This window comes from Chelatococcus caeni, assembly GCF_014196925.1.
In the GTDB taxonomy this organism is placed as follows: domain Bacteria; phylum Pseudomonadota; class Alphaproteobacteria; order Rhizobiales; family Beijerinckiaceae; genus Chelatococcus_A; species Chelatococcus_A caeni.
The window spans coordinates 710,463-730,857 of record NZ_JACIEN010000002.1; the positions used below are offsets into that span (position 1 = coordinate 710,463).

Annotated in this window: 14 protein-coding genes; all 14 read left to right on the forward strand. The window is 67.9% G+C overall.

Going from position 1 to position 20,395, the window contains the following annotated elements; genetic code table 11:
• Window position 1 precedes the first annotated feature (1 nt).
• Complete coding sequence (locus tag GGR16_RS12180) at window positions 2-940, forward strand: ABC transporter permease (protein ID WP_019403205.1); 939 nt, start codon at window positions 2-4, stop codon at window positions 938-940.
• Complete coding sequence (locus tag GGR16_RS12185; RefSeq protein WP_183316778.1) at window positions 937-1,758, forward strand: ABC transporter permease; 822 nt, start codon at window positions 937-939, stop codon at window positions 1,756-1,758. Before GGR16_RS12180 ends, GGR16_RS12185 begins: the two co-directional genes overlap by 4 nt.
• On the forward strand, window positions 1,755-3,227 hold the full coding sequence (locus GGR16_RS12190; protein ID WP_246373000.1) for an ABC transporter ATP-binding protein: 1,473 nt from the start codon (window positions 1,755-1,757) through the stop codon (window positions 3,225-3,227). The genes GGR16_RS12185 and GGR16_RS12190 overlap by 4 nt, the downstream gene beginning before the upstream one ends.
• A gap of 129 nt (window positions 3,228-3,356) precedes the next feature.
• Window positions 3,357-3,893: an invasion associated locus B family protein gene (locus tag GGR16_RS12195; RefSeq protein WP_183316779.1), complete on the forward strand. Its 537-nt coding sequence runs from the start codon at window positions 3,357-3,359 to the stop codon at window positions 3,891-3,893.
• Window positions 3,890-5,869 (forward strand): filamentous hemagglutinin N-terminal domain-containing protein, encoded by a 1,980-nt coding sequence (locus GGR16_RS12200; RefSeq protein ID WP_183316780.1) that lies wholly within the window; start codon window positions 3,890-3,892, stop codon window positions 5,867-5,869. Before GGR16_RS12195 ends, GGR16_RS12200 begins: the two co-directional genes overlap by 4 nt.
• 1 nt (window position 5,870) lies before the next feature.
• Complete coding sequence (locus tag GGR16_RS12205; protein WP_183316781.1) at window positions 5,871-7,715, forward strand: ShlB/FhaC/HecB family hemolysin secretion/activation protein; 1,845 nt, start codon at window positions 5,871-5,873, stop codon at window positions 7,713-7,715.
• Window positions 7,716-7,726: 11 nt separating this feature from the next.
• Window positions 7,727-8,623, forward strand: a complete 897-nt coding sequence (locus GGR16_RS12210; RefSeq protein ID WP_183316782.1) for a tetratricopeptide repeat protein — start codon at window positions 7,727-7,729, stop codon at window positions 8,621-8,623.
• 50 nt (window positions 8,624-8,673) lie between these two features.
• Window positions 8,674-9,105: a hypothetical protein gene (locus tag GGR16_RS12215; RefSeq protein WP_026015309.1), complete on the forward strand. Its 432-nt coding sequence runs from the start codon at window positions 8,674-8,676 to the stop codon at window positions 9,103-9,105.
• A gap of 50 nt (window positions 9,106-9,155) precedes the next feature.
• Window positions 9,156-15,737, forward strand: a complete 6,582-nt coding sequence (locus tag GGR16_RS12220; RefSeq protein WP_183316783.1) for a hemagglutinin repeat-containing protein — start codon at window positions 9,156-9,158, stop codon at window positions 15,735-15,737.
• Window positions 15,738-16,338: 601 nt separating this feature from the next.
• Window positions 16,339-17,361: a hypothetical protein gene (locus tag GGR16_RS12225; protein ID WP_183316784.1), complete on the forward strand. Its 1,023-nt coding sequence runs from the start codon at window positions 16,339-16,341 to the stop codon at window positions 17,359-17,361.
• Complete coding sequence (locus GGR16_RS12230) at window positions 17,358-17,648, forward strand: hypothetical protein (RefSeq protein ID WP_156332692.1); 291 nt, start codon at window positions 17,358-17,360, stop codon at window positions 17,646-17,648. Before GGR16_RS12225 ends, GGR16_RS12230 begins: the two co-directional genes overlap by 4 nt.
• 310 nt (window positions 17,649-17,958) lie before the next feature.
• Window positions 17,959-18,753: a hemagglutinin repeat-containing protein gene (locus tag GGR16_RS12235; protein ID WP_053193342.1), complete on the forward strand. Its 795-nt coding sequence runs from the start codon at window positions 17,959-17,961 to the stop codon at window positions 18,751-18,753.
• Window positions 18,713-19,768 carry a hypothetical protein gene (locus GGR16_RS12240; protein ID WP_053193340.1) on the forward strand — a complete coding sequence of 352 codons (1,056 nt, stop codon included), beginning with the start codon at window positions 18,713-18,715 and terminating at the stop codon, window positions 19,766-19,768. The genes GGR16_RS12235 and GGR16_RS12240 overlap by 41 nt, the downstream gene beginning before the upstream one ends.
• A gap of 64 nt (window positions 19,769-19,832) precedes the next feature.
• Window positions 19,833-20,225, forward strand: coding sequence for a hypothetical protein (locus tag GGR16_RS12245; RefSeq protein WP_156332691.1), 393 nt, complete (start codon window positions 19,833-19,835; stop codon window positions 20,223-20,225).
• The last annotated feature ends 170 nt before the right edge of the window (window positions 20,226-20,395 follow it).

The following is a 20,395-nucleotide window of genomic DNA, read 5'->3' on the forward strand; positions in this document are numbered from 1 at the left end:
CGTGAGACGCTTTCTCCTGGCCCGCCTCGCACAGGCCGGCCTCGTGGCGCTGGTCGTCGGCACCCTCTCATTCGCGCTGATGCGGGCGCTGCCCGGGGATGCTGCGATGCGCATCGCGGCCGGTCGCTATGGGCCGGATGCCATGACCGGGCAAGCCGCGGACAAGGTGCGGCTCGAGCTCGGCCTCGACCGGCCATGGCCCGCCCAGTTCCTGGACTGGCTCGAGACCCTCGCCCGGCTCGACCTCGGCCACTCCCTCGTCACCGGCGCCCCGGTCATCGAGGAGCTGAAGGTCCAGCTCGGCGCTTCGCTCTGGCTCGCCGCCGCGGCGCTCCTCATCTCGCTCGCCATCGGCCCCGTGGCCGGCGTCCTCGCGGGGCTCAGGCCGACCGGCTGGGCCGACCGGCTGGGGCTCGCCGCCTCCGTCAGCCTGCGCGCCGTGCCGCCCTTCGTGCTCGGGCTCGTCCTCATCCTCGTCTTCGCCATCTGGCTCGGCTGGCTGCCGCCCGCCGGCTTCGGGACGGCGCGGGACCTCGTGCTGCCCGCGCTGACGCTCGCCCTCGGCCTCGCCGCGGTGTCGAGCCGGGTCACGCGCGATGCCGTTGCGGCGGTCGCGAGGGCGCCCCATTTCGCCTTCGCGCGCCACAAGGGGCTGCCGGAAGCGGTCGTCGTGCGCCGGCACGGGCTGCGCAACGCCGCCATCCCGGTCGTCTCCTATCTCGGCCTGCAGGCCATCTATCTCGTCGAAGGGGTCGTCGTGGTGGAAAGCCTCTTCGCCTATCCCGGCATCGGCCATGCCCTCGTCCACGCCATCGTCGAGCGGGATATTCCCATGGTCCAGGGCACCGCACTCGCCATGGGGCTCATCTTCGTCGCCGTCACGGCCTGTGTCGACGCCGCCTCCGCATGGCTCGACCCACGGCTGAGGAGCGCGCGATGAGCACCGGCCTCGACGTTCTCACCGCGTCCCGGCCCCGCGCCGTGACGGCACGCGGGGCCGGCGCGGCCCTCATCGCCGCTCTCGCCGCCTTTACCATCCTGGGCCCGCTCGTGATCGAGGTCGATCCGGCGGCGCAGGACCTGTCGGCGAGCCTCGCGCCCGTCGGCGGCGACTATCTCCTCGGTGCCGACCATTACGGGCGCAGCCTGCTGGCGCGGCTCGCCCATGGCGCGCGGCTGTCGTTCGGCATGGCCTTCCTCACCATGCTGACGGCCGCCGTGCCGGGCATCCTCCTCGGCCTCGTCGCCGCCTGGCGCGGTGGCCTCGCCGAGCGGGCCTTCGAGCTTCTGGCGAACATCGTCCTGGCGCTGCCCGGGCTGATGCTCGTCCTGCTGCTGCTCGCCTTCGCGCCCGGTCATTTCGGGCCGCTCTACCTCGGCCTTGCACTCACGCTGTGGGTGGAGTTCTACCGCGTCACCCGCGCCACGACGACCTCGCTCCTCAAGGAGCCGCATGTGGAGGCGGCGAAGCTCCTCGGCTTCGGGCCGGCATACATCCTGCGCTGCCATGTCCTGCCGGTCATCGCGCCGCTGATCGCGACGCTCGCCGCCTTCGCCATGGCCACCGCGATCATCGCGATCTCCACTTTGAGCGCCATCAGCGTCGGCCTGCAGCCGCCAACGCCCGAACTCGGCAGCATGATCGTCGAGCTGCTTCCCTATTACGCCGAGGCGCCCCTGCACGTGCTCGCCCCCGCGGTGCTGATCGTCCTCCTGGTCCTCGGGCTGCAACTCGTCGCACGCGGAGAAGGCCGATGAACGTCGCCACCGATATGCGCGACCTGTCGATCGCGGGGCTGAGCGTCAGTGGCGGTGCCGGGCCCATCGTGCGGGACGTCACTCTTTCTGTCCGGCCGGGACAGCCGCTCACGCTGCTCGGGGAAAGCGGCTCCGGCAAGTCGCTCGTCGCCCAGGCAGTGATGGGCAGCCTGCCGCCGGGCCTGACCGCCTCGGGGCACATCCGCCTCGCGGGCACCGATCTCCTCGCCGCCCCGGCCGCGGTCCGCCGCAAGGGCTGGGGACGCACCATCTCGCTCCTGCCGCAGGAACCCTGGCTCGCCCTCGATCCGACCATGCGGATTGCCGGGCAGGTGGCCGAGGTGCACCGCTTCGTGCATGGGCGCAGCGCGCAGGAAAGCCGGCTTCGGGCCGAGGAGAACCTCGCCGAGGTCGGCCTCGACCGTGCCGGGACGCTCTATCCCTTCCAGATGTCGGGCGGCATGTGCCAGCGGGCAGCCATCGCCATCACCCATGCGAGTGACAGCGCCCTCCTGATCGCGGACGAGCCGACCAAGGGGCTCGACGCCGCGTTGCGCGACGGCGTGGTGGAGCGGCTGAAGCAGGAGATCGCGGCCGGCCGGCTCGTCTTCACCATCACCCATGACGTCGCCGTCGCGGGCGCGCTCGGCGGCATGATCGGCGTGATGCTGGACGGGCGGCTCGTCGACTACGGGCCGGCGGAGGAGGTTCTGTCGGCTCCCACCCATCCCTACACGAAGGCACTCCTCGCCGCCGATCCGGCGACGTGGCAGCGCCGGGTGCCGACACAGGCCGGCGCCCCGGTCGTGACCGGCCGCGCTCTCGCCAAGGCCTATGGCGGGCGAAGCCTGTTCGAGGGGCTCGACATAGAGGTTAGCGCCGGCGAGATCGTGGCGGTGGTCGGGCCGAGCGGCTGCGGCAAGACCACGCTCGGCAACATCCTCCTCGGCCTCGCCCCGGCCGGCAGCGGCACCGTCGAGCGGCAAGGTGGCGTGCCGCCGGTGCGTTTCCAGAAGCTCTATCAGGACCCGCCAGCGGCCTTCGCCCCGCATCAGACGATCCGGCGCGCGCTGGCGGATCTCGTCGGGCTCCACGGCCTCTCCTGGGGCAAGGCCGAAGCGCTCATCGCGCGCCTGCGGCTCGGTGAGCACCTCCTCGACCGCCGGCCGGGCGAGATCTCGGGCGGCGAGCTGCAGCGCTTCGCGCTCGCCCGCGGGCTCCTGCTCGACCCCGTCTTCCTCTTTGCCGACGAGGCGACCTCGCGTCTCGATCCGGTCAGCCAGAAGGAGGTGGTCGAGCTGCTCCTCGAGATCGTGCGCGACACCGGGCTCGCCGTGCTCCTGGTCACGCACGACGGGGCGCTAGCGGACAAGATCGCGGACAGGGCCGTCCTGCTTGATCGACCTGCAGCATGGGTATCCCGCCGAGCCTGCGATGCCTTGACAACGGGCCTCGCGCCATGTTTTTGAACGCCGTCCGCCACATTTCGAACAAATTTTATTAAAAGTTGTGCACGCAATGTATATCCAATCAGGGGTTGTGATTATGGTTGACCCCTGCTAGATCGCACGCGGCTCGTCCCCCATTGCGATCCGGTCATGTTCCTCGCGCTTTCCTCCCGCGTTCACGTCCTCCTGCCCGTCGTCCTGGCTGCCGCCTTTGGCGCCGGCCTTGATCGCTCCCTCGCCGCGCCGGCGGTGGAGCGGTTCGACGATTGGGAGGTGCATTGCGGGGAGGGGACGGGGGCGACGGCCGCGGCAAAGGGCAACTGCAAGGCCGTGCAGCGGCTCGCGGTGAAGGACAGCGGCGAGACCGTCTTCCTCCTCACCGTCCTGCCGGACGCCGGCGGCAAGGGGCTCGTCGGCATCGTCTCGGTGCCGCTCGGCGGTTATCTCGCGCCGGGCATCGAGCTCAGGATCGACGGGCGCAAGCCCTACAAGCTGCTCGTCGAGACCTGCAACGCCTCGGGCTGCCACGCCGGCTTTGCGCTCGCCGGCAACGTGCTCGCGCAGATGAAGGCGGGCGACAAGGCGGTGTTCCGCGTCTGGACGGCGAAGGAGAAGCCGGCCGACGTGACCGTGTCGCTCGCCGGCTTCACCAAGGCTATCGGCGCGCTGGACGGGCCGGCCCGATGATCCCCTCCCGTCGATCGGGGCGGCCGCTCGCGCTGGCCGCCGGCTTCGCCGCGCTTGCCCTCGGTGCGAACGGGGCGGCCTTGGCGCAGGCCGTGCAGGCCGATGGCGGCACCGCGACGATGGTGACGGTCGGCGCCGGGGGGCGGATCACCGTCGGAATCGCGCCGCCCGGCGCCCATGACATCAGCCGCAACACCTACACGCATTTCTCCGTGCCGGCCGCCGGCGTGGTGCTGGACAACAGCGCCGGGGCCGGCGCCAGGACGATCCTCAACGAGGTCACCTCCGCCAATCGCAGCCGCATCGAAGGGCCGCTCGAGGTGCTCGGGAACAGGGCGCACGTCATCCTCGCCAACCCCAACGGCATCACCGTCAACGGCGGCTCGTTCATCAACACGAGCGGCGTGCTGCTGTCGACCGGCCAGGTGCGCATCGACGGCGGCGCCATCACGGCGACGTCCGGTGCCGGCGACATCGAGGTCGGCCCCGGCGGGCTCGGCGGAACCATGGCGAGCCTGCAGATGCTCGCCGCGAGGATCAGGATCGACGGGCCCGTCACCAACACGAACACGATGTCCGAGGCCGACGTCGGCCTGACGGCGGGAGACGCGGAACTGACGCTCGATGCCGCCGTCCGCGCGGGCGACAGCATTCCCGGCTGGATCACGAGCCGGAGCATCAAGGCGGGTGCTTCCGAGGACGTCCTCGTCGACGTCACGCAGCGCGGTTCCCTGTCGGCGAGCCGCGTCAGCATCGCCGTCAACGCCAAGGGCGCCGGCGTGAGCTATGCCGGCGCCGGCCAGGCGGCGCGCGGCACTTTCACGATCGACGCCAACGGCAAGGTGACGCTCGCGGGCGCCGCGATCGAGGCGGACCGGGCGGTGAAGATCGCCGCCGATGCCGTCGAGGTTCTCAACGCGCCGGCGCGCCAGAGCACGCTCGCCTCAAGCAAGTCGGCCGTGACCCTGCTGGCGCGCGCCGGAGACCTCGTCCTGAAGGGCCGGGTGACCGGCGCGGCGATGGATGCGGACGATCCCGATTCCAGAGGCGACGTCACGCTCTTCGCCTCCGGCGATATCCGCCTCCTGTCCGACAGTCCCGACAGGCTCGCCATCGCCTTCGCCGCGGGCGACGGCGGGCTCTCGGTGACGGCCGGCGGCACGGTGGAGAACCGCACCGGCCGCCTGGTTGCCGCGGAACGCGTGAACATCACCGCGGCACGGCTGGAGAATGTCACCGACATGACGCCGGCCGGTACGCCGCAGGTGGCGGTCGTGCAACGGGCGCATGGGTCGTTCTTCGGACGGCTGTTCGGCAAGCGCCGCCGGTTCACGGTGGCGAGCATGGACTACGGCCTGCCGCGCATTCCGCTCCAGCTCGGCTATATCGCCGGCGAAACGGTCCTCATCTTTGCGGCGGACGTCGTCAACAGCGGCCAGATCGACGCCTATGGCGCGCTGGTCATGGAGACCGAGCGCCTGCACAACATCGGGCTGGCGAGCGGCTCCTGGAGCTACAGCGAGACCTGCGGCTTCACCTGCACCAGGAGGGGAGCATCCACCGCGGCGATCGTCGGCGGCAACATCAATGCCGAGGCCGGCATGCTGATCACGGCCGGGGAGAGCGTCGTCAACGACGGCGGGCGCATCTGGGCCATCGGCGAGTTGGTCATCACCGCCCCGGAGGTGCGCGGCACCGCCCGCAGCGTACCGGTCTTCGCCACCATGCCCGGCGGCCTCGGCAATGCCTTCGCCGGCCCGACGACGGTCGTCTCCTTCCAGCAGGTCGGCGGCGTCTTCGAGACGACCTTCGGCACCTTGCGCATCGTCTCCGACGGGCCCGTGATCCTGGACGCCGGCGCCATCCTTGCCGGGGCCGCGAGCGACATCGCGAACGGAATCCTGGCGGTCTCTTCGCCCGATACGCGTCCGGCTGCCCCGCGGCGCAAGATCGGCCTCGTCGCGGACTGGTTCTGAGATGGCGAGAGCGCTCCGGTCCATCGCGCGCGGCCTCGTCGCGGCCCTTGCCTGCACGGCCTTCGCCTGCGGCGCGCTCGTAGCGCCGGTCATCGCTGCAGAGGGCGAGGCGGCCGGCAGGCAGAAGCCGCTGCAGCCCACGGGACGCTCGCTGACCATCGCGAGCGGCGCCGGGCCACAGGACGGGGCCGAGGCGTCCGGCTGCTTCGCCATCGACGAGATCCGCATCGCCGGCATCGAGCTCATCGACGACGAGGACATCCGGCAGGCGGTCGCGCCGAAGGTGAGATCCTGCGTCACCACGGACGATCTCAACGCCATTGTCGGCGCCGTCAACGCGCTGCACGCGGACCGCGGCTACGTCACCACGCAGGCCTATGTGCCGGAGCAGGACGTGGTGGCGAGCCGGGCGCTCGCGCTCAATGTCTTCACCGGCCGGGTCGATGCCATCACCTACCGCGAGGAGGCCGGCGACGAGGCGCTGCCGCTCGGCGAACGCCTCTCAAAGGCCTGGGGCACGGTGGAGGAGGCGCGGGGGCTCTGGGGCGTCATTTCGGGCCTCTCGGGCCTTCTCGACACGCTCGACGACCCGCTCGACCGCTTTCAGATCCTCGACGGGGCGTCCCACCCCGGCCTCAAGCCCTGGTTCGCCTTCGCCATCGGGCCTGGCGACGTGCTGCAGCTCCACGACGTGCAGCACGGTGTCGACCAGATCAACCGCGTCGGCTCGGGCCATGCGGAGGCCAAGCTCGAGGCGGGCGAGGCGCCGGCGACGAGCAACGTCGTCGTCGTCAACCGGCCGGCCGACAGCTTCCGTCTTCTCGCCGGCTACGAGATCAACGGCGCCGATATCAACGGCTCGGGCCAGACCGTCGCCAACCGCCTGCGGCTCGACCTTTCCAAGGACAATCTCATCGGCATCAGCGACGCCTGGCAGCTGTCCTATGCCGGCGGCGTCGACAGCAACGAGGTGCGGGCCGCCGCCTCGCTGCCCTTCCGGCGCTTCACCTTCTCCTTCGCCGCCGGCTATTCGGAATCCCTGACGGAAATCGTCCCCACCGTCGATCTCTTCAGCCGCAGCGGCACGGTGACGGGCGGGCTGTCGTATGCGCTCGTCAAGAACGCCGACCGGCTCGTCGCCATCGACGGCTCGCTGCAATGGCGACGCTCCGAGCGCTTCGTCAATTCCGCCCAGCTGACGCCGCAGGCGCTCTCGGTGGCCCGCCTCGGGCTCTCCGAGACCCTGTTCTTCGACAAGGCGCAACTCTCCTACGGCGCCGGCATCAACCGCGGGCTTCCCGTCCTCGGGGCGACGAAGGATGCGCCGGACCTGCCGGCAGACGCGCCGCACGCCCAGTTCTGGAAACTGGACGCCTTCGCCGGCTTCGCCAAGGCCGTGCCGGACATCGGCCTCCTGCGCCTCGACCTTGCAGCGCAGTTCTCGCCCGTGCCGCTCTACGGCGACGACGAGATGACGCTCGGCTCCTCGTCGACCGTGCGCGGCTTCACCAACGGCGCCGTCAAGGTCGACAGCGGGGCCGTGCTGCGCAGCGAATTCGCCTTCGCCGTGCCGGCCGACGCGATCATCGGCGACCTGAAGGATGACCTCGTCCTCGCCCACGAGGTGCTCTCGGCCCTGCAGCCCTATGTCTTCGCCGACCTCGGCTACGGCCGCAATCTCGCCGAAGGCCGCAACCTCGCCCGCGCCGGCCTCGGTGCCGGCCTGCGCTACCGCCATGGCCGGCTCAACCTCGACGCCAGCATCGCCCAGCCGGTCTACCAGCGCGGGCTGAAGGGGCCGACGACACCAGAAGTCTACCTCACCGCCAGCTTCAAACTGCTCTGAAAGGTCCTTTCATGCGCCCGACGGTAGCGCTCGCCGCCATTCTCCTGACAGCCACCGCGGCTGTCGCCCAGCAGACACCGGCCAGATCGCCCGCCACTCCGCCGGCGAAGGACAAGCCCGCAGCGGCCAAGGCTGCGGATAAGTCTGCGGACAAGGCTTCCGCAGCGCCGGCCCCGGACGCCCTGGCCGCGGGCCTTGCGGCGCTGGAGAGCAAGGACTTTTCGACGGCGCTCGCACGCTTCAATGCGGCCTTCAACGCCGGCGCGCCGGACGGGGCCTTCTATCTCGGGCGCATGGTCGAGCTCGGCATCGGCGTCGAGGCGAGCTTCGACAAGGCGCGGGTGCTCTACCTCGCCGCCGCCGACAAGGGCTCGGCCAAGGCCATGAACCGCCTCGGCCTCATGCATTACCGCGGCGAGGGCGTGCTGCAGGACTATGCGGCGGCGCAGGAGCTGATCTGCGAGGCAGCGGGGAAGGGCGATGCCGATGCCGCCTTCAACTGCGCCGGGCTCTTCGCCGAGGGCAGGGGTGTCGACAAGGATCCGGCCAAGGCCCGTGCCTGGTACGAGAAGGCGGCCGCCGAGAACAACATCGGCGCGCTCAACGCGCTCGGCTTCATCTGGCGCGACGGCCTCGGCGTCGACCGGGATCCAGGGAAGGCGGCGGATTATTTCGGCAGGGCCGCCGCCCTCGGCAATCCGGTCGCCCTGTTCGAGCTCGGCGCCATGTACGAGGCGGGCCTCGGCCTGCCGCCCGACCTCATGAAGGCGCACGTCCACTACAACCTCGCCGCCGCCCGCCAGCACCCGGGCGGCACGGAGGCCCTCGCCCGCGTCACGGCCGGGCTGTCCCCCGAGGACGTCACAAAGGCGCAGGCCGAGGCCAAGGCGTGGAGGGCGGCGCGGTGAGCGCGAATTTTCTGCCGGCGCCGATGCCCGGCCATTTACGGAAGAAGATGATGACGACTGTTCTTGGACGGGCCGGGGCGCTCGTTGTGATCGTGTCCGCCGGTCTCGCACTGTCCGGCTGCGGCGGGCGTGAGGCGAAGCCCGTCCCCGCGACCAATGTGGCGGACGTGTCGCTCGATTGCCCGGCAATCGCGCGCGAGTTCGAGGCCAACGAGCGCCAGATCGTCGCGACGATCAAGGAAAAGGACAGCGCCAACGTCAAGAACGCGGTTTTGGCGACGACCGGCGTCGTCCTCTTCCTGCCCGCGCTCTTCTTCATCGATCCGAAGTCGCCGGAGAAGGTCGAGATCGACGCGTTGCGCAACCGCAACCGCGTGCTCGAGGACATCGCCAGGACCAAGCGCTGCCCGGCTCCGGAATCGACCCTGGCCGAGGTCTACGCCCGTCTCGACGGCATGCCCGAGGCTCCTCCGGAGCGCTGAGCACCATTCCGCCACGCCTGTTCGCCCGCCCACGTCCGAGATCCCTCCCGATGCGTCCTTTTCCTGTCGATGCCATGCGTCCGAGCGCCCGTCCGGCCGGGTTTCGCCTGTCGCGGATCGGGGCTTCGCTCGCCGGGCGGGCCGGCGGCCTTCTGGCGGCGGTGCTGGTGGCGTTGCAGCCGCTGACGGCGGGGTTGGCTGAGGCGCAGGTGATCACGGATCCGACGGCGCCGATCGAATTCCGGCCGCGGGTGGGGGTCTCGCCGCGCGGGGCGCCCGTGGTCGACATCACGGCGCCGTCGCTGGGCGGGCTCTCGCACAACAAGTTCCGCGCGTACAACGTCGACACGCGCGGCCTCATCCTCAACAACTCGGGGCTCGGCGGCACCTCGGTGCTGGGCGGCGAGATCGGCGCCAACCCCAACCTCGTCGGCCGGCGGCCGGCGAGCGTCATCCTCAACGAGGTCACGGGCACCGCGTCCTCGCTGCTCAACGGCCCGACCGAGGTGTTCGGCGCCAAGGCCGACGTCATCGTCGCCAACCCGAACGGGGTGACCTGCCGTTCCTGCGCCTTCCTCAACACCGGCCGGGTGACGCTGTCGACCGGCGTGCCGGTGCCGGACTACACGACCGGCACGGTCGGCTTCGCGGTGCGGCGCGGCACCGTGTCGATCGAGGGCACCGGCGTCTCGGCGCCGGACGGCGCCCTTTCCCGCATCGATCTCGTCGGCCGCCAGCTCGCCATCGACGGGGCGGTGACGGCGAGCGAGCGCGTGCGCCTGAGGGCCGGTGCGGTCCACTGGGACCAGCAGAGCGACGTCGCGACGCCGCTCGCCGGCGTCGACATCCCGGCCGTCTCCGGCCCGGCCATCCGCTCGAGCGCGGCGGGCACGGTCAGCGCCGGCAGCATCTCGGTGCTGTCGCGCGACCTCGACCTCGGCGTCCATCTCACCGGCACGCTGAGCGCGGGGGAGGGCGACCTCGTCGTGCGCTCGCTCGGCGACCTGTCGCTCGCCGGCGCCGCGGCGGCGGGCGACCTCGACCTCAAGGCGGAGGGCGCGCTCAGCCTCGCCGGGGACCATGCCGCGGCCGGCCGGCTCACGGCGCGCGGCCGCGACGTGACGGTGGCGGCGGGGGCGCGCCTCGCCGCCAACGAGCACATCGTCGCCGAGGCGATCCGCTCGCTCGACAGCCGCGGCACGCTCGCCGCCGGCGGGGCGATCAGCCTGCGCGCGTCGGGCACACTGTTCGCCACGGGCACCGCCTCGGCGCTCGGCAACGTGGCCATCGAGGCCGATGACGTCACGACCGACGGCTTCGTCGCCGCCGGCCGGCACATCTCCGTCTCGGGCCTCGGCCGCATCCGCCTCGACGCCACGGGGCTCGCCGCCGAGACCGACGTCACCGTCGCGGCCCCCGACCTGACGCTCGGGGAGGGGACGGCCTTCTCGGCGCCCGGGCGCGTTACGCTTGCCGCGCGCGAGACGCTGACCAACGCCACGGTCCTCGACTATCCCGATCTTGCGCTCACCGTCGGCAAGCGCTTCGAGAACCGCGCCACGGGCGCGCTCGTCCAGGATCACCTGGCGCTCACCGCGAGCGAGGCCATCGTCAATGCCGGCACGCTCTACGGCCGCCTGACGGCGACGCTGGCGAGCGACGTGCTGACCAATGAAGCGGGCGGCGTCGTCTACGGGCCGGAGCTGACGCTCGCCGTCGCCGGCGACCTCACCAACCTCGGCCGCATCCTGTCGCCGCGCAGCCTCGCCATCGTCGCCGGCGACGTCACCAACACGGGCGGCGTCATCGCCAGCGACGGGGCGCTAACGCTGCGCTCCGCCTCCTACCGCGCCGGCTCGGCGGCGAGCCTCCTGTCGGCCGTCACGGCGGACCTGATCGTCGCCGGGGCCTTCGACAACGGCGGCCGCGCCATCGGCGCCGAGAGCCTCGCGCTCGCCGCCGGCTCCCTCGCCAACCGCGCCGGGGCGAGCCTTGCGGGCGGGCTCGTCGCGCTCGCCGTCACGGACAACGTCGACAATGCCGGCGTCATCGAGGCGCTCGGCCTCGTCGAGGCCGAGATCGGCGGGGTCCTCGCCAATGCGGGCCGCATCGAGAGCGGCGGCGCCATCGGCATCGCGGCGGGCGGCACCATCGCCAACAGCGGCACGGTGAAGGCGGCCGGCGATATCTTCCTGGCGGCCGCCGGGCTCACCAATGCCGCCGGCGCCCATGTCGAGGGGGACAATGTGACGCTGGCGCTCGCCGGCGCGCTCGTCAATGCCGGCATCGTCGATGCGGCGGGTGCCCTGCAGCTTGAGGCGGCGAGCCTCGACAGCCGTGGCGCCGCCGGCAGCCTCGCCGTCCTGTCCGGCAAGACCCTGACGGCGCTCGTCGCCGGCCATCTCGCCAACCGCGCCCATTCCGTCCTGCAGGGCCGCGACGGCGCCGCCGTCCAGGCGGCCACCACCGACCTCGACCTGACGCGCGCCGGCGGCGCCGATCGCGGCACCTTCAACTTCGGCAGGGACCTGGCGCTCACCCTGACGGGGCAGGGGCTCACCATCGGCGCCGGCGAGCAGCTGATCGTCGACGGCAGCCTCGCGCTTGCCGTGGCCGGCAACCTCACCGTCCTCGGCACCATCGCCTCGCGCTCTTTCCTCGGCCTCGCCTCGACCGGCGGCTCGATCCTCGTCGGCCGCAATGATCCGGGCAATCCCGGCGGCGGCGTCCTGTTCACCCGCGGCGATGCCGACATCCGCGCGGCCGGCGACCTCAGGAACCACGCCTCGGTCATTGAGGCGCTGGGCGACATGGCGATCACTGTCGGCGGCACGGTGCTCAACACCCGCACCGACGTCGGCATCTCCAACTACGACTACGTCATCCCCGGCGGCACCGACGCCTACGGCAACGAGAAGACGCAGTACGAGACCTCGGGCGCCGCCACCATCCAGGCCGACGGGCGGCTCGCCATCAGCGCCGGCACCGTGCGCAACCTGGCCTCGTCCATCCTTGCCGGCACCGACCTCGTCATCACCGCCGGCACGGTCGAGAACCTCGCCCGCACCCTGACGATGACGCAGACCGCCATCCGCAAGGGCGTGTTCTACGGTCCTTATGTCTATGCGGTGGGCGAGACGCCGGCCCTCTTCCATGCCGGCGGGGCCTTCAGCGCCAATGCCAGCGGCAGCTTCACCAATACCGGCACGGTGCAATCCCAGACCGCCCAGATCAAAGCGCCGGCGATCACCATCGGCATCACCGACCGCAACCTGCCGACGGCGGCGCCGCGCCTGCCGGATGCGGCGATCGACCTTGCCGCCTATGCCGGCGCCGTTGCCGCGCCGAAGCCGGTCACCGTCGGCGACGTCACCTTCCTCAACGGCGCGCCCATCCCCGGCGGCACCGACGAGCGCAGCCCGGGATGGATCCTCGCCGAGGTCGGCGACGTGCGCGGCCCCATCACCGTCTTCGCCGACCCGACCACGGAGCGCCGCCTCATCCGTGAGGCGCTCATCGAGCAGACGGGCCGCGCCATCCTCGACCCCGCCTACCGCAATCCCGTCGAACAGCAGGAGGCGCTTTACCAGGGCACGGTCGCGTTCCTGAAGGCCAATCCCGACATCCGCCTCGGCCAGGTGCTGACAGCCGATGAGAAGGCCCGCATCGCCGAGCCCATCCTCTGGTACGAGGAAAAGCTCATCGACGGCCGCCCCGTCCTCGTGCCGCAGCTCCTCCTGCCCGAGGACCGGCTCGGCGAATGGGTGAAGGGTGCCGGCGGCGAGCTCATCGCCGGCGACATCCTCCTCGAGGGCGAGAGGGTGCACAACACCGGCGCCATCCTCGCCGAGAACACGCTCACCATCACCGCCGGGGAGTTCCTGAACGAGCAGCGCGCCGCCTGGACAGCGCAGGGCCGCTACGCCTGGCAGGAGCTGCAGTCGGGCGGCCTCATCGTGGCCGACAGCCTGCTCATCACCACCGAGCGCGACCTCGTCAACCGCGGCGGCGTCCTCATCGGCAACGACAGCCTCGCCCTGAAGGCCGGCGGCGACGTCATCCTCGAGGCGCAGCAGATCGCCAACAGCCTGTTCGAAGGCTCGAAGAAGCGCTGGACGCGGATCGACACCGTCGAGCACGCCGCCGGCCTCGTCGCCTCCGGCGGCGACCTCACCATCGCCGCCGGCGGCAATCTCATCGTCGCGGGATCGACGGTGACGGCGGCGGAGGATGCCACCCTCGCGGCCGGCGGGGAAATCGTCATCTCGTCCGTCGTGGACGTCACCGACGTCGCCGCGGGCGGCAGGAAGGGCAACGCCCTGCGCCGCTCGTCCTTCGGCTATAGCGAGCATGAGGAGCGCAACGTCGCTTCGCTGATCTCGGCCGGCGGCAATCTCACCGTCGCGGCGGCCGGCGACGTGACGGTCGTGGCGAGCCATCTGGCGGCGGGCGAGGACCTCACCGTCGCAGCGGGTGCCGGCGCCGACGGCCGCGAGGATGCCTCCGTGCGCATCCTCGCCGGCCAGGACGTGCGCGATACGGCCTATTGGAAAAAGACTTCCGGCGTCGGCCTCCACTTCGGCGACGGCTGGATGGATGTCTACCGCTCGAAGAAGGTGGCCTCGACCACGGCCGAGGTCGCCAACGTCGCCTCATCGCTCACCGCCGGCGGCAATGTCGACATCAGCGCCAAGGGGGACATCGACATCGTCGGCTCGGCCATCGCGGCCGCGGAGGAGGCGCGCCTTGCCGCCGGGCGTGACGTCACCATCGCCCCGGGGATGGAGGCCGAGGGTTCGACCTATTCGCGAAAAGTCTCCGGCGTCGGCATCGGCGTCTCCGCCGGCAACGGCTCGGTCTCGCTGTCGATCGGCGCCCATCGCGACAGCCTCTATCAGGCGCACGAGAAGACGGTCGCCGAGGCCTCGCTCATCCAGGGCGGCAGCGGGGTCGTCATCACCGCCGGGCGCGACGTCACCGCCACCGCGGCCGACATCGTCTCCGGCGGCGACATCGCCGTCACCGCCCAACGCGACCTTGCGCTGCTCGCCGCCACAGAGGTGGAGCGCGAGCTCGAGATCCGCAAGCAGAGCTTCGTCGGCCTCAAGGCCGAGGTCAGCCAGAACGTCTCGGGCGCGCTCGAGCAGCTGAAGGGCGCCGCCTCCACCTTCAACTCCGGCTACGGCAACGACGCCTACAAGGCGATCGGCATGGCCTCCGGCATCATGCAGGGGGTCGACGCCGCCCTGCAGCTGTCGAACCCGACCCTCTCCGGCTCGATCACCGCCGGCGCCTCCTCCTCGACGAGCCGGCAGTGGGCCTACGGCGAGACGGCGCGGCCGACGACGCTGACCGCCGCCGGCGACCTGACGCTGACCGCCGGCCGCGACATGCACCTTGAGGGCACCCAGGCGGTTGCCGGGCAGGACCTCATCCTCGATGTCGGCCGCGACCTTGTCGTCGAAAGCGCCCAATCCGGCTACGGCTCGTTCCGGTCGTCCTCGTCGAAGAGTTTTGGGGTGGGCGTCGGCGCCAGCGTCAGCCTCACCAGCGGGGCCACCGTCGGCCTCACGGCCAACGGCTCCATCGCCCATGCTCGCGATCAGATGAGCGGGCTCCAGAACCTGAACGCCCGGCTCGATGCCGGCGAGACGCTCATCATCGTCACCGGGCGCGATGCGACGCTCGCGGGCGCCAACGCCAGCGGCCAGGACGTTCTCCTCGACATCGGCGGCGACCTCACCGTCGCCTCGCGCCAGGATGTCGGCCACGGGGAGAGCCGCTCCAGCAGCATCGGCGGCAGCGTGTTCGTCGGCGTCGGCACCAGCCCCGTCTCGGGCTCGGTCTCGGTGGGCGCGGGTCGCGGCTCCTCCGACCATGCCTGGGTCAGCGACCAGACGTCGATCATCGCCCTCGATACGCTCCACGCCCGCGTCGAAGGCCACACGCAGATCGACGGCGCGGTCATCGCCTCGCTCACCGGCGATCTCACCCTCGACACCGGCACGCTCGGCTTCTCCGACATCCACGATCACGACAAGGGCTCGTCCTGGAGCGCTCAGGCGGGGATCAGCGCGAGCACCGGAGAAAAGGGCAAGGCTGGCTACACGCCGACGGGAGCGCCTACCGGCGCCAGCCTCTCGGGCCACGTCGCCGAGCACGACCGCGAGCAGGAGACCCGCGCCACGGTCGGCGCCGGCGAGATCATCATCCGCGACACGGAGAACCAGACCCAGGACATCGCGGCGCTGAACCGCGATCTCGACAAGGCGCAGGAGATCACGAAGGACGAGCGCTCCGGCGTCGAGTTCTATGTGTCGTCCTCCGCTGCTCAGCAAGTCATTAACGCGGCGAACGTTGGGATGGCTGCGCTTTATGATATCCTTATGAGGCGCGCCGAATCTGCTGACGATGATGATTTAGTAACAGGGTCAATTGCTTCACAACTTGAAAGTCTAGGTGGTGGAAAGCCTCGTCAAGTCACGACTCCCAAGGGCGCTACTCAATTTATATTCCCTAATGGGCTGATAATCCGTTTTGATTTGTTGCCTGGACAATATCTATCTGGGCAGGTTCCGCATATAAATCTGGAAGTTCCGGGAATCGGAAATCATCATATTAATCTGAAGTAGGTGTATCATGGAAAGTAGTCGGGTGTACTGGTTTCGAGACACCGGTTTTTCGGCGGCTGGGGATACTATTGTTTGCGTAATTGATAAACTAGGTGAGGGTAATATTTTTGATGAAATTTCCATCAAGGAGATATTTGGGCGATTGGTGGTTTATACAAATGACGAAACTAATTGCGACTATATCGGAGTCTGGGGCCATCGAAAGGCCTCGAAGTTTTTACGCTTGCTACGAGAGAGGGGCGGGCGGCTGGAGGTCGAAAGATCCCGCCCTTTGAATGCTCGTCACCGTTACTCAGTTTCCACGGGGACGGCACGCTACTGATGGGATCAGCGGCGTAAAGATGCACTTGTAATAGCGGGTCATTACCGCCTCCAAACCAGCCAGACCCAGGACGTTGCGGCTCTCAACCGCGATCTCGATAGGGCGCAGGAGATCACCAAGGACGAACGCTCCGGCGTCGAGTTCTATGTCTCCTCGTCCGCCATCCAGGAGATCGCCTCGGTTTTCGCCGGGATCCGCGACAACCTCGACAAGCTCGGCAAGGCGGCTGCCGAGGGCGTCCCGCAACGACCGGCTGATATCGCCGGTGCGCTCGCTGCCATGCAGCTGGTGGGCGGCACCCTGGTCGATGCCCTGTCGAGCCTGTTCGACACCCGCAGCGATATTGCTGCGGCGACAAAGGCCGAAGCGCTCGATCTGATGGGCGAGGTGCTGGACGGCAAGCTTCCCCGTGCCGCCCTGCAGGCCTGCGCCAGCCAGGGCGGCTTCAACCTGATCGATGTCCTCGTCGGCCCTGCCTACGCCGGCGTCTGCGAGCAATACAGCCGGGAGGCCATCGACCTGTGCCTCGACGGGCTCGACAAGCTGCGCTCGGCCATCGCGCCCTACGGGGCGCCGATCGTGGATTATTTCGCCGATCGCATTGCCGCCGATCCGGACGGCTTCGCCAAGGCAATGCGCGCGCTCGATCTGCTGCCGTCGGGCCTGATCATGGATCAGTTCGCCGCGGAAGCGAGGCAGGCGTTCGAGAGAAGCGGCGGCCGCGTCGAGGACCTCGCCGATGCCATGGGGACGTTCCTGGCGAAGCAGCTCGTTGCCCTCGGCAACGGCGAGTTCAGCCCCGAGGTCGCCACCGGGCTGATCGCCGCCGCTGTGATCGCATCGATGAAGTTCGTCTCCAAGGACGCGCGCGCTGGCTTTACCGCCAAGATTTCTGATACCGTGCGCGAGCTGTACGGCGCTGTGAAGGGGGCAAATAGAGCACAGCTTATTGATGATCTGGTAAGGGGCGGAACCAAGATCACACCTGCGAATGTGGTTGATATCCGCAGGCTTCCGGACGGAAGAACAGTCTGGATTGAAATAGGCAGTGATTCTGCAGGATTGCAGCATATTTATAAGAGACATGAAGTTGATTTCGTTAATAAAGGAATACCTCGCGAGAAGATACAGACGGTCGTTATGAATGCTATTGAACAAGGAAGTATTGTAGGAACGAACGGATCAGCAAATGTCTACCGCACTATACACAACGGTGTCGAGCAGTATATAGCGATTGGTATTGGATCGAATGGATTTGTTGTTCGAGCAAATCCGGTCAGCACTTGGAAGCCATTGCCATGATGACGGTACGGCTTGCGAATGAGTATCTGGCGGGGCCTGTCTTCTGTCCCGACTCGGAAAAAATGGGTCATATTGATGTTGATGATCTCCCCATTTCGGAGGAGCTGAAGCGAGCCATTCTAGCTTGGGACGATGAGTATCAGGCGACTTTCAACAGCGAATATCCGCCTGATTCTGGCTTTAAGTCGTCTGATCTGGAGGCGGTCCATATTATAAAAGGTGCCGAGCTAGCCAAGCGATTACAGAAGGAGCTCGGTAACAACTATACTGTGGAATACAAACCATGATTCTGTGGTTGCGCTTTTCGCGGACGGACAGTCAACGCAAAAGCGCTCGCCTTCGTCAAGCTCGCCTCCATCCGCCTCATAGGAGCCCGTCCCTAAAGGGTTGAGCGGCTGGGGCCGGACCTGCCTTGGGACGCCCCCGAAGGGAAGCCGGCCAGTACCCTGTCCGCTTGGCCCTAAATAGGGCTGGCAGGCTCCGTTCGCACACAACCGGGTGAGCGCCGCGGTGAAGCGGAAGACGGAGGTGTCTTCAGGGCATCTTCGACGAACGACCTTGTGGTCACTCATTTGGGCTTCCGACAGTAGCAGGGCGTTGGGCGGCCCTCACCGTCGCCTGAACGCCCGGCTCGATGCGGGCGAGACGCTCACCATCGTCGCCGGGCGCGATGCGACGCTCGCCGGCGCCAACGCCACCGGCCGGGACGTGTTCCTCAACATCGGCGGAGACCTCACCGTCGCCTCGCGCCAGGACACCGGCCACGGGGCGAGCCGCTCCAGCAATATCGGCGGCAGCGTGTTCGTCGGCGTCGGCACCAGCCCGGTCTCGGGCTCGATCTCGGTGGGCGCGGGCCGCGGCTCCTCCGACCATGCCTGGGTCAACGACCAGACGTCGATCATTGCCCTCGACACGCTCCACGCTCGCGTCGAGGGCCACACGCAGATCGACGGCGCGGTCATCGCCTCGCTCACCGGGGACCTTGTCCTCGACACCGGTACGCTCGGCTTCTCCGACCTCCACGACCACGACAAAGGCTCGTCGTGGAGCGCTCAGGCGGGAATCAGCTTCGCCATCGACCGTGACGGCAAGGGGCAGAAGGAGCAAGGGACCTCGCCTGCCGGCGGCGACAAGCCCGGTTACACGGCGACGGGCGTCCCCACCGGCGGCAGCCTGTCCGGCCACGTCGCCGAGCATGACCGCGAGCAGGAAACCCGCGCCACGGTCGGTGCCGGCGAGATCATCATCCGCGACACGGAAGAACCAGACCCAGGACGTCGCAGCGCTGAACCGCGATCTCGACAGGGCGCAGGAGATCACCAAGAACGAGCGCTCCGGCGTCGAGTTCTATGTGTCGGACACGGCGGTGCGGGAGGCGATCAAGGCTGTTGAATTCGTCGGCAAGACACTGGCCGAGATCTCCACCGGCGTGTTCGGCGAACTGGGGCGGCAGGGGAACGCCACGTTCTCCGATCTCGCCGCTGCCAAGGAGCGGGGTGCGCTCAGCGATGCTGATATTGTCGCGCAGCTGGGTGCCTGCAACCCGAGCCAGGGCTTCAACCTGTTCGACCTGTTCATCGGCACCGCACATGCTGCCGGCACGTGCCAGGTCAAGACAGCGGACGGGCAGACCATCACCTTCTCTGGCGACGATCGCCAGAAGTGCCTTGAAGCCTACATGGCTATGATGGCTGCCCGGCCGGATACCATCCAGCAGATCATCGGCGGATTGACCCTCCTCAACGGCTTCGCGGGACCTCTCGGCAACCACGCCGCGATCTACGGCGACGGGCCGGTCATCATCGGCACGGATGAGAACGGAGGCAACTTCGGGGCAGTCGACGAAAGCGGTCGCCTGCTCTATCAAAACCGGCTAACCGGTGAGTACTTCTTCGCCAATCCCAATGATCCGCGCGATCAGAAGGTCATCGACACGGCCTTCGACATCGCGGGGATAATCGCCGGCGCCAGCGCCGCGTCGAAGGTGCGCTTCAGCACTGCTCCCAGTGCTCAGATACCAGGAGCTGCACAAGACACCGCCACCCGCTTTCTTGCCAGAGCAGATGGGGCCATTCTGGACACGTCAAAAATTGCCATTCCGGGCCCAAATAACAGCCCCTTCGGGAAAATCGACTATTTGCTCGGGAAGGTAGCATATAGCCAAGACAGCCTAGGGAAGGGTGGATATTTTAAGGATTATCTCGGCTTTGCGGGAGACGACCTTGGCGTTGCATTGACAAATCAACTTAAGGATAACTTTGGGTCGGCCTCTGTAAGGGGCTCAAAAATTGAGGTATCGTCTGAGATAACAGGGCCAAATGGAGTGACGGCAGGCGTGAAGTCCGTTTGGCAAGTTCGCAGCAATGGCAGTATTGAACTAATTACAGCGCTCCCGGCCAGGAGGTAAATAAGAAATGAGGTCGTTTTCTCTGATTGCCCACCAATTAGCGCTGACTCTCTTGGAGACGGAATTGAACGGCGAGATGTCTATTTATAAAGTTGATGTAGATGGCCTTATAATTGGAGAATGTGAGTTCATTTCGGCCTATACGCCTCGCTTCTCCGTTTCGCGTTCTGGGGATATTTCGGTATACGCTGGCCGGAATTGGATATTTATTAAAAATAGAACGCTTGCCAGGCTCTTCGAGGGAGAGGATATTCAAAGAATATACCTTAATTCGGAGGGCGTTTTTATTATATGTGACTCCGTTGTAATATATAGAAATATGTCGAATATGGATTTTTCGAAGACTCTACTTGATCATGATGAATTGATCGTCTCCTCTGTTGCGTCTGGCGGTAAGATTATCGTTACTGATTTCCGGGGACGAGAATATCGCATCGACAGTGACTTACGCGGCTGATCTACGGCTGTGTGCCCGGCGGTTTCGGCAAGGACTTCTCAGGCCATGCCTCGGCCAGTGACCAGATGGCACTCGTCGCTCGGGAGATGCTCGATGCCCGCGTCGAGGGTCCAATCTATGAATATTCGTTCAACGGCCAAACGCACCGAATGGCTATCACTGTTGGGAGC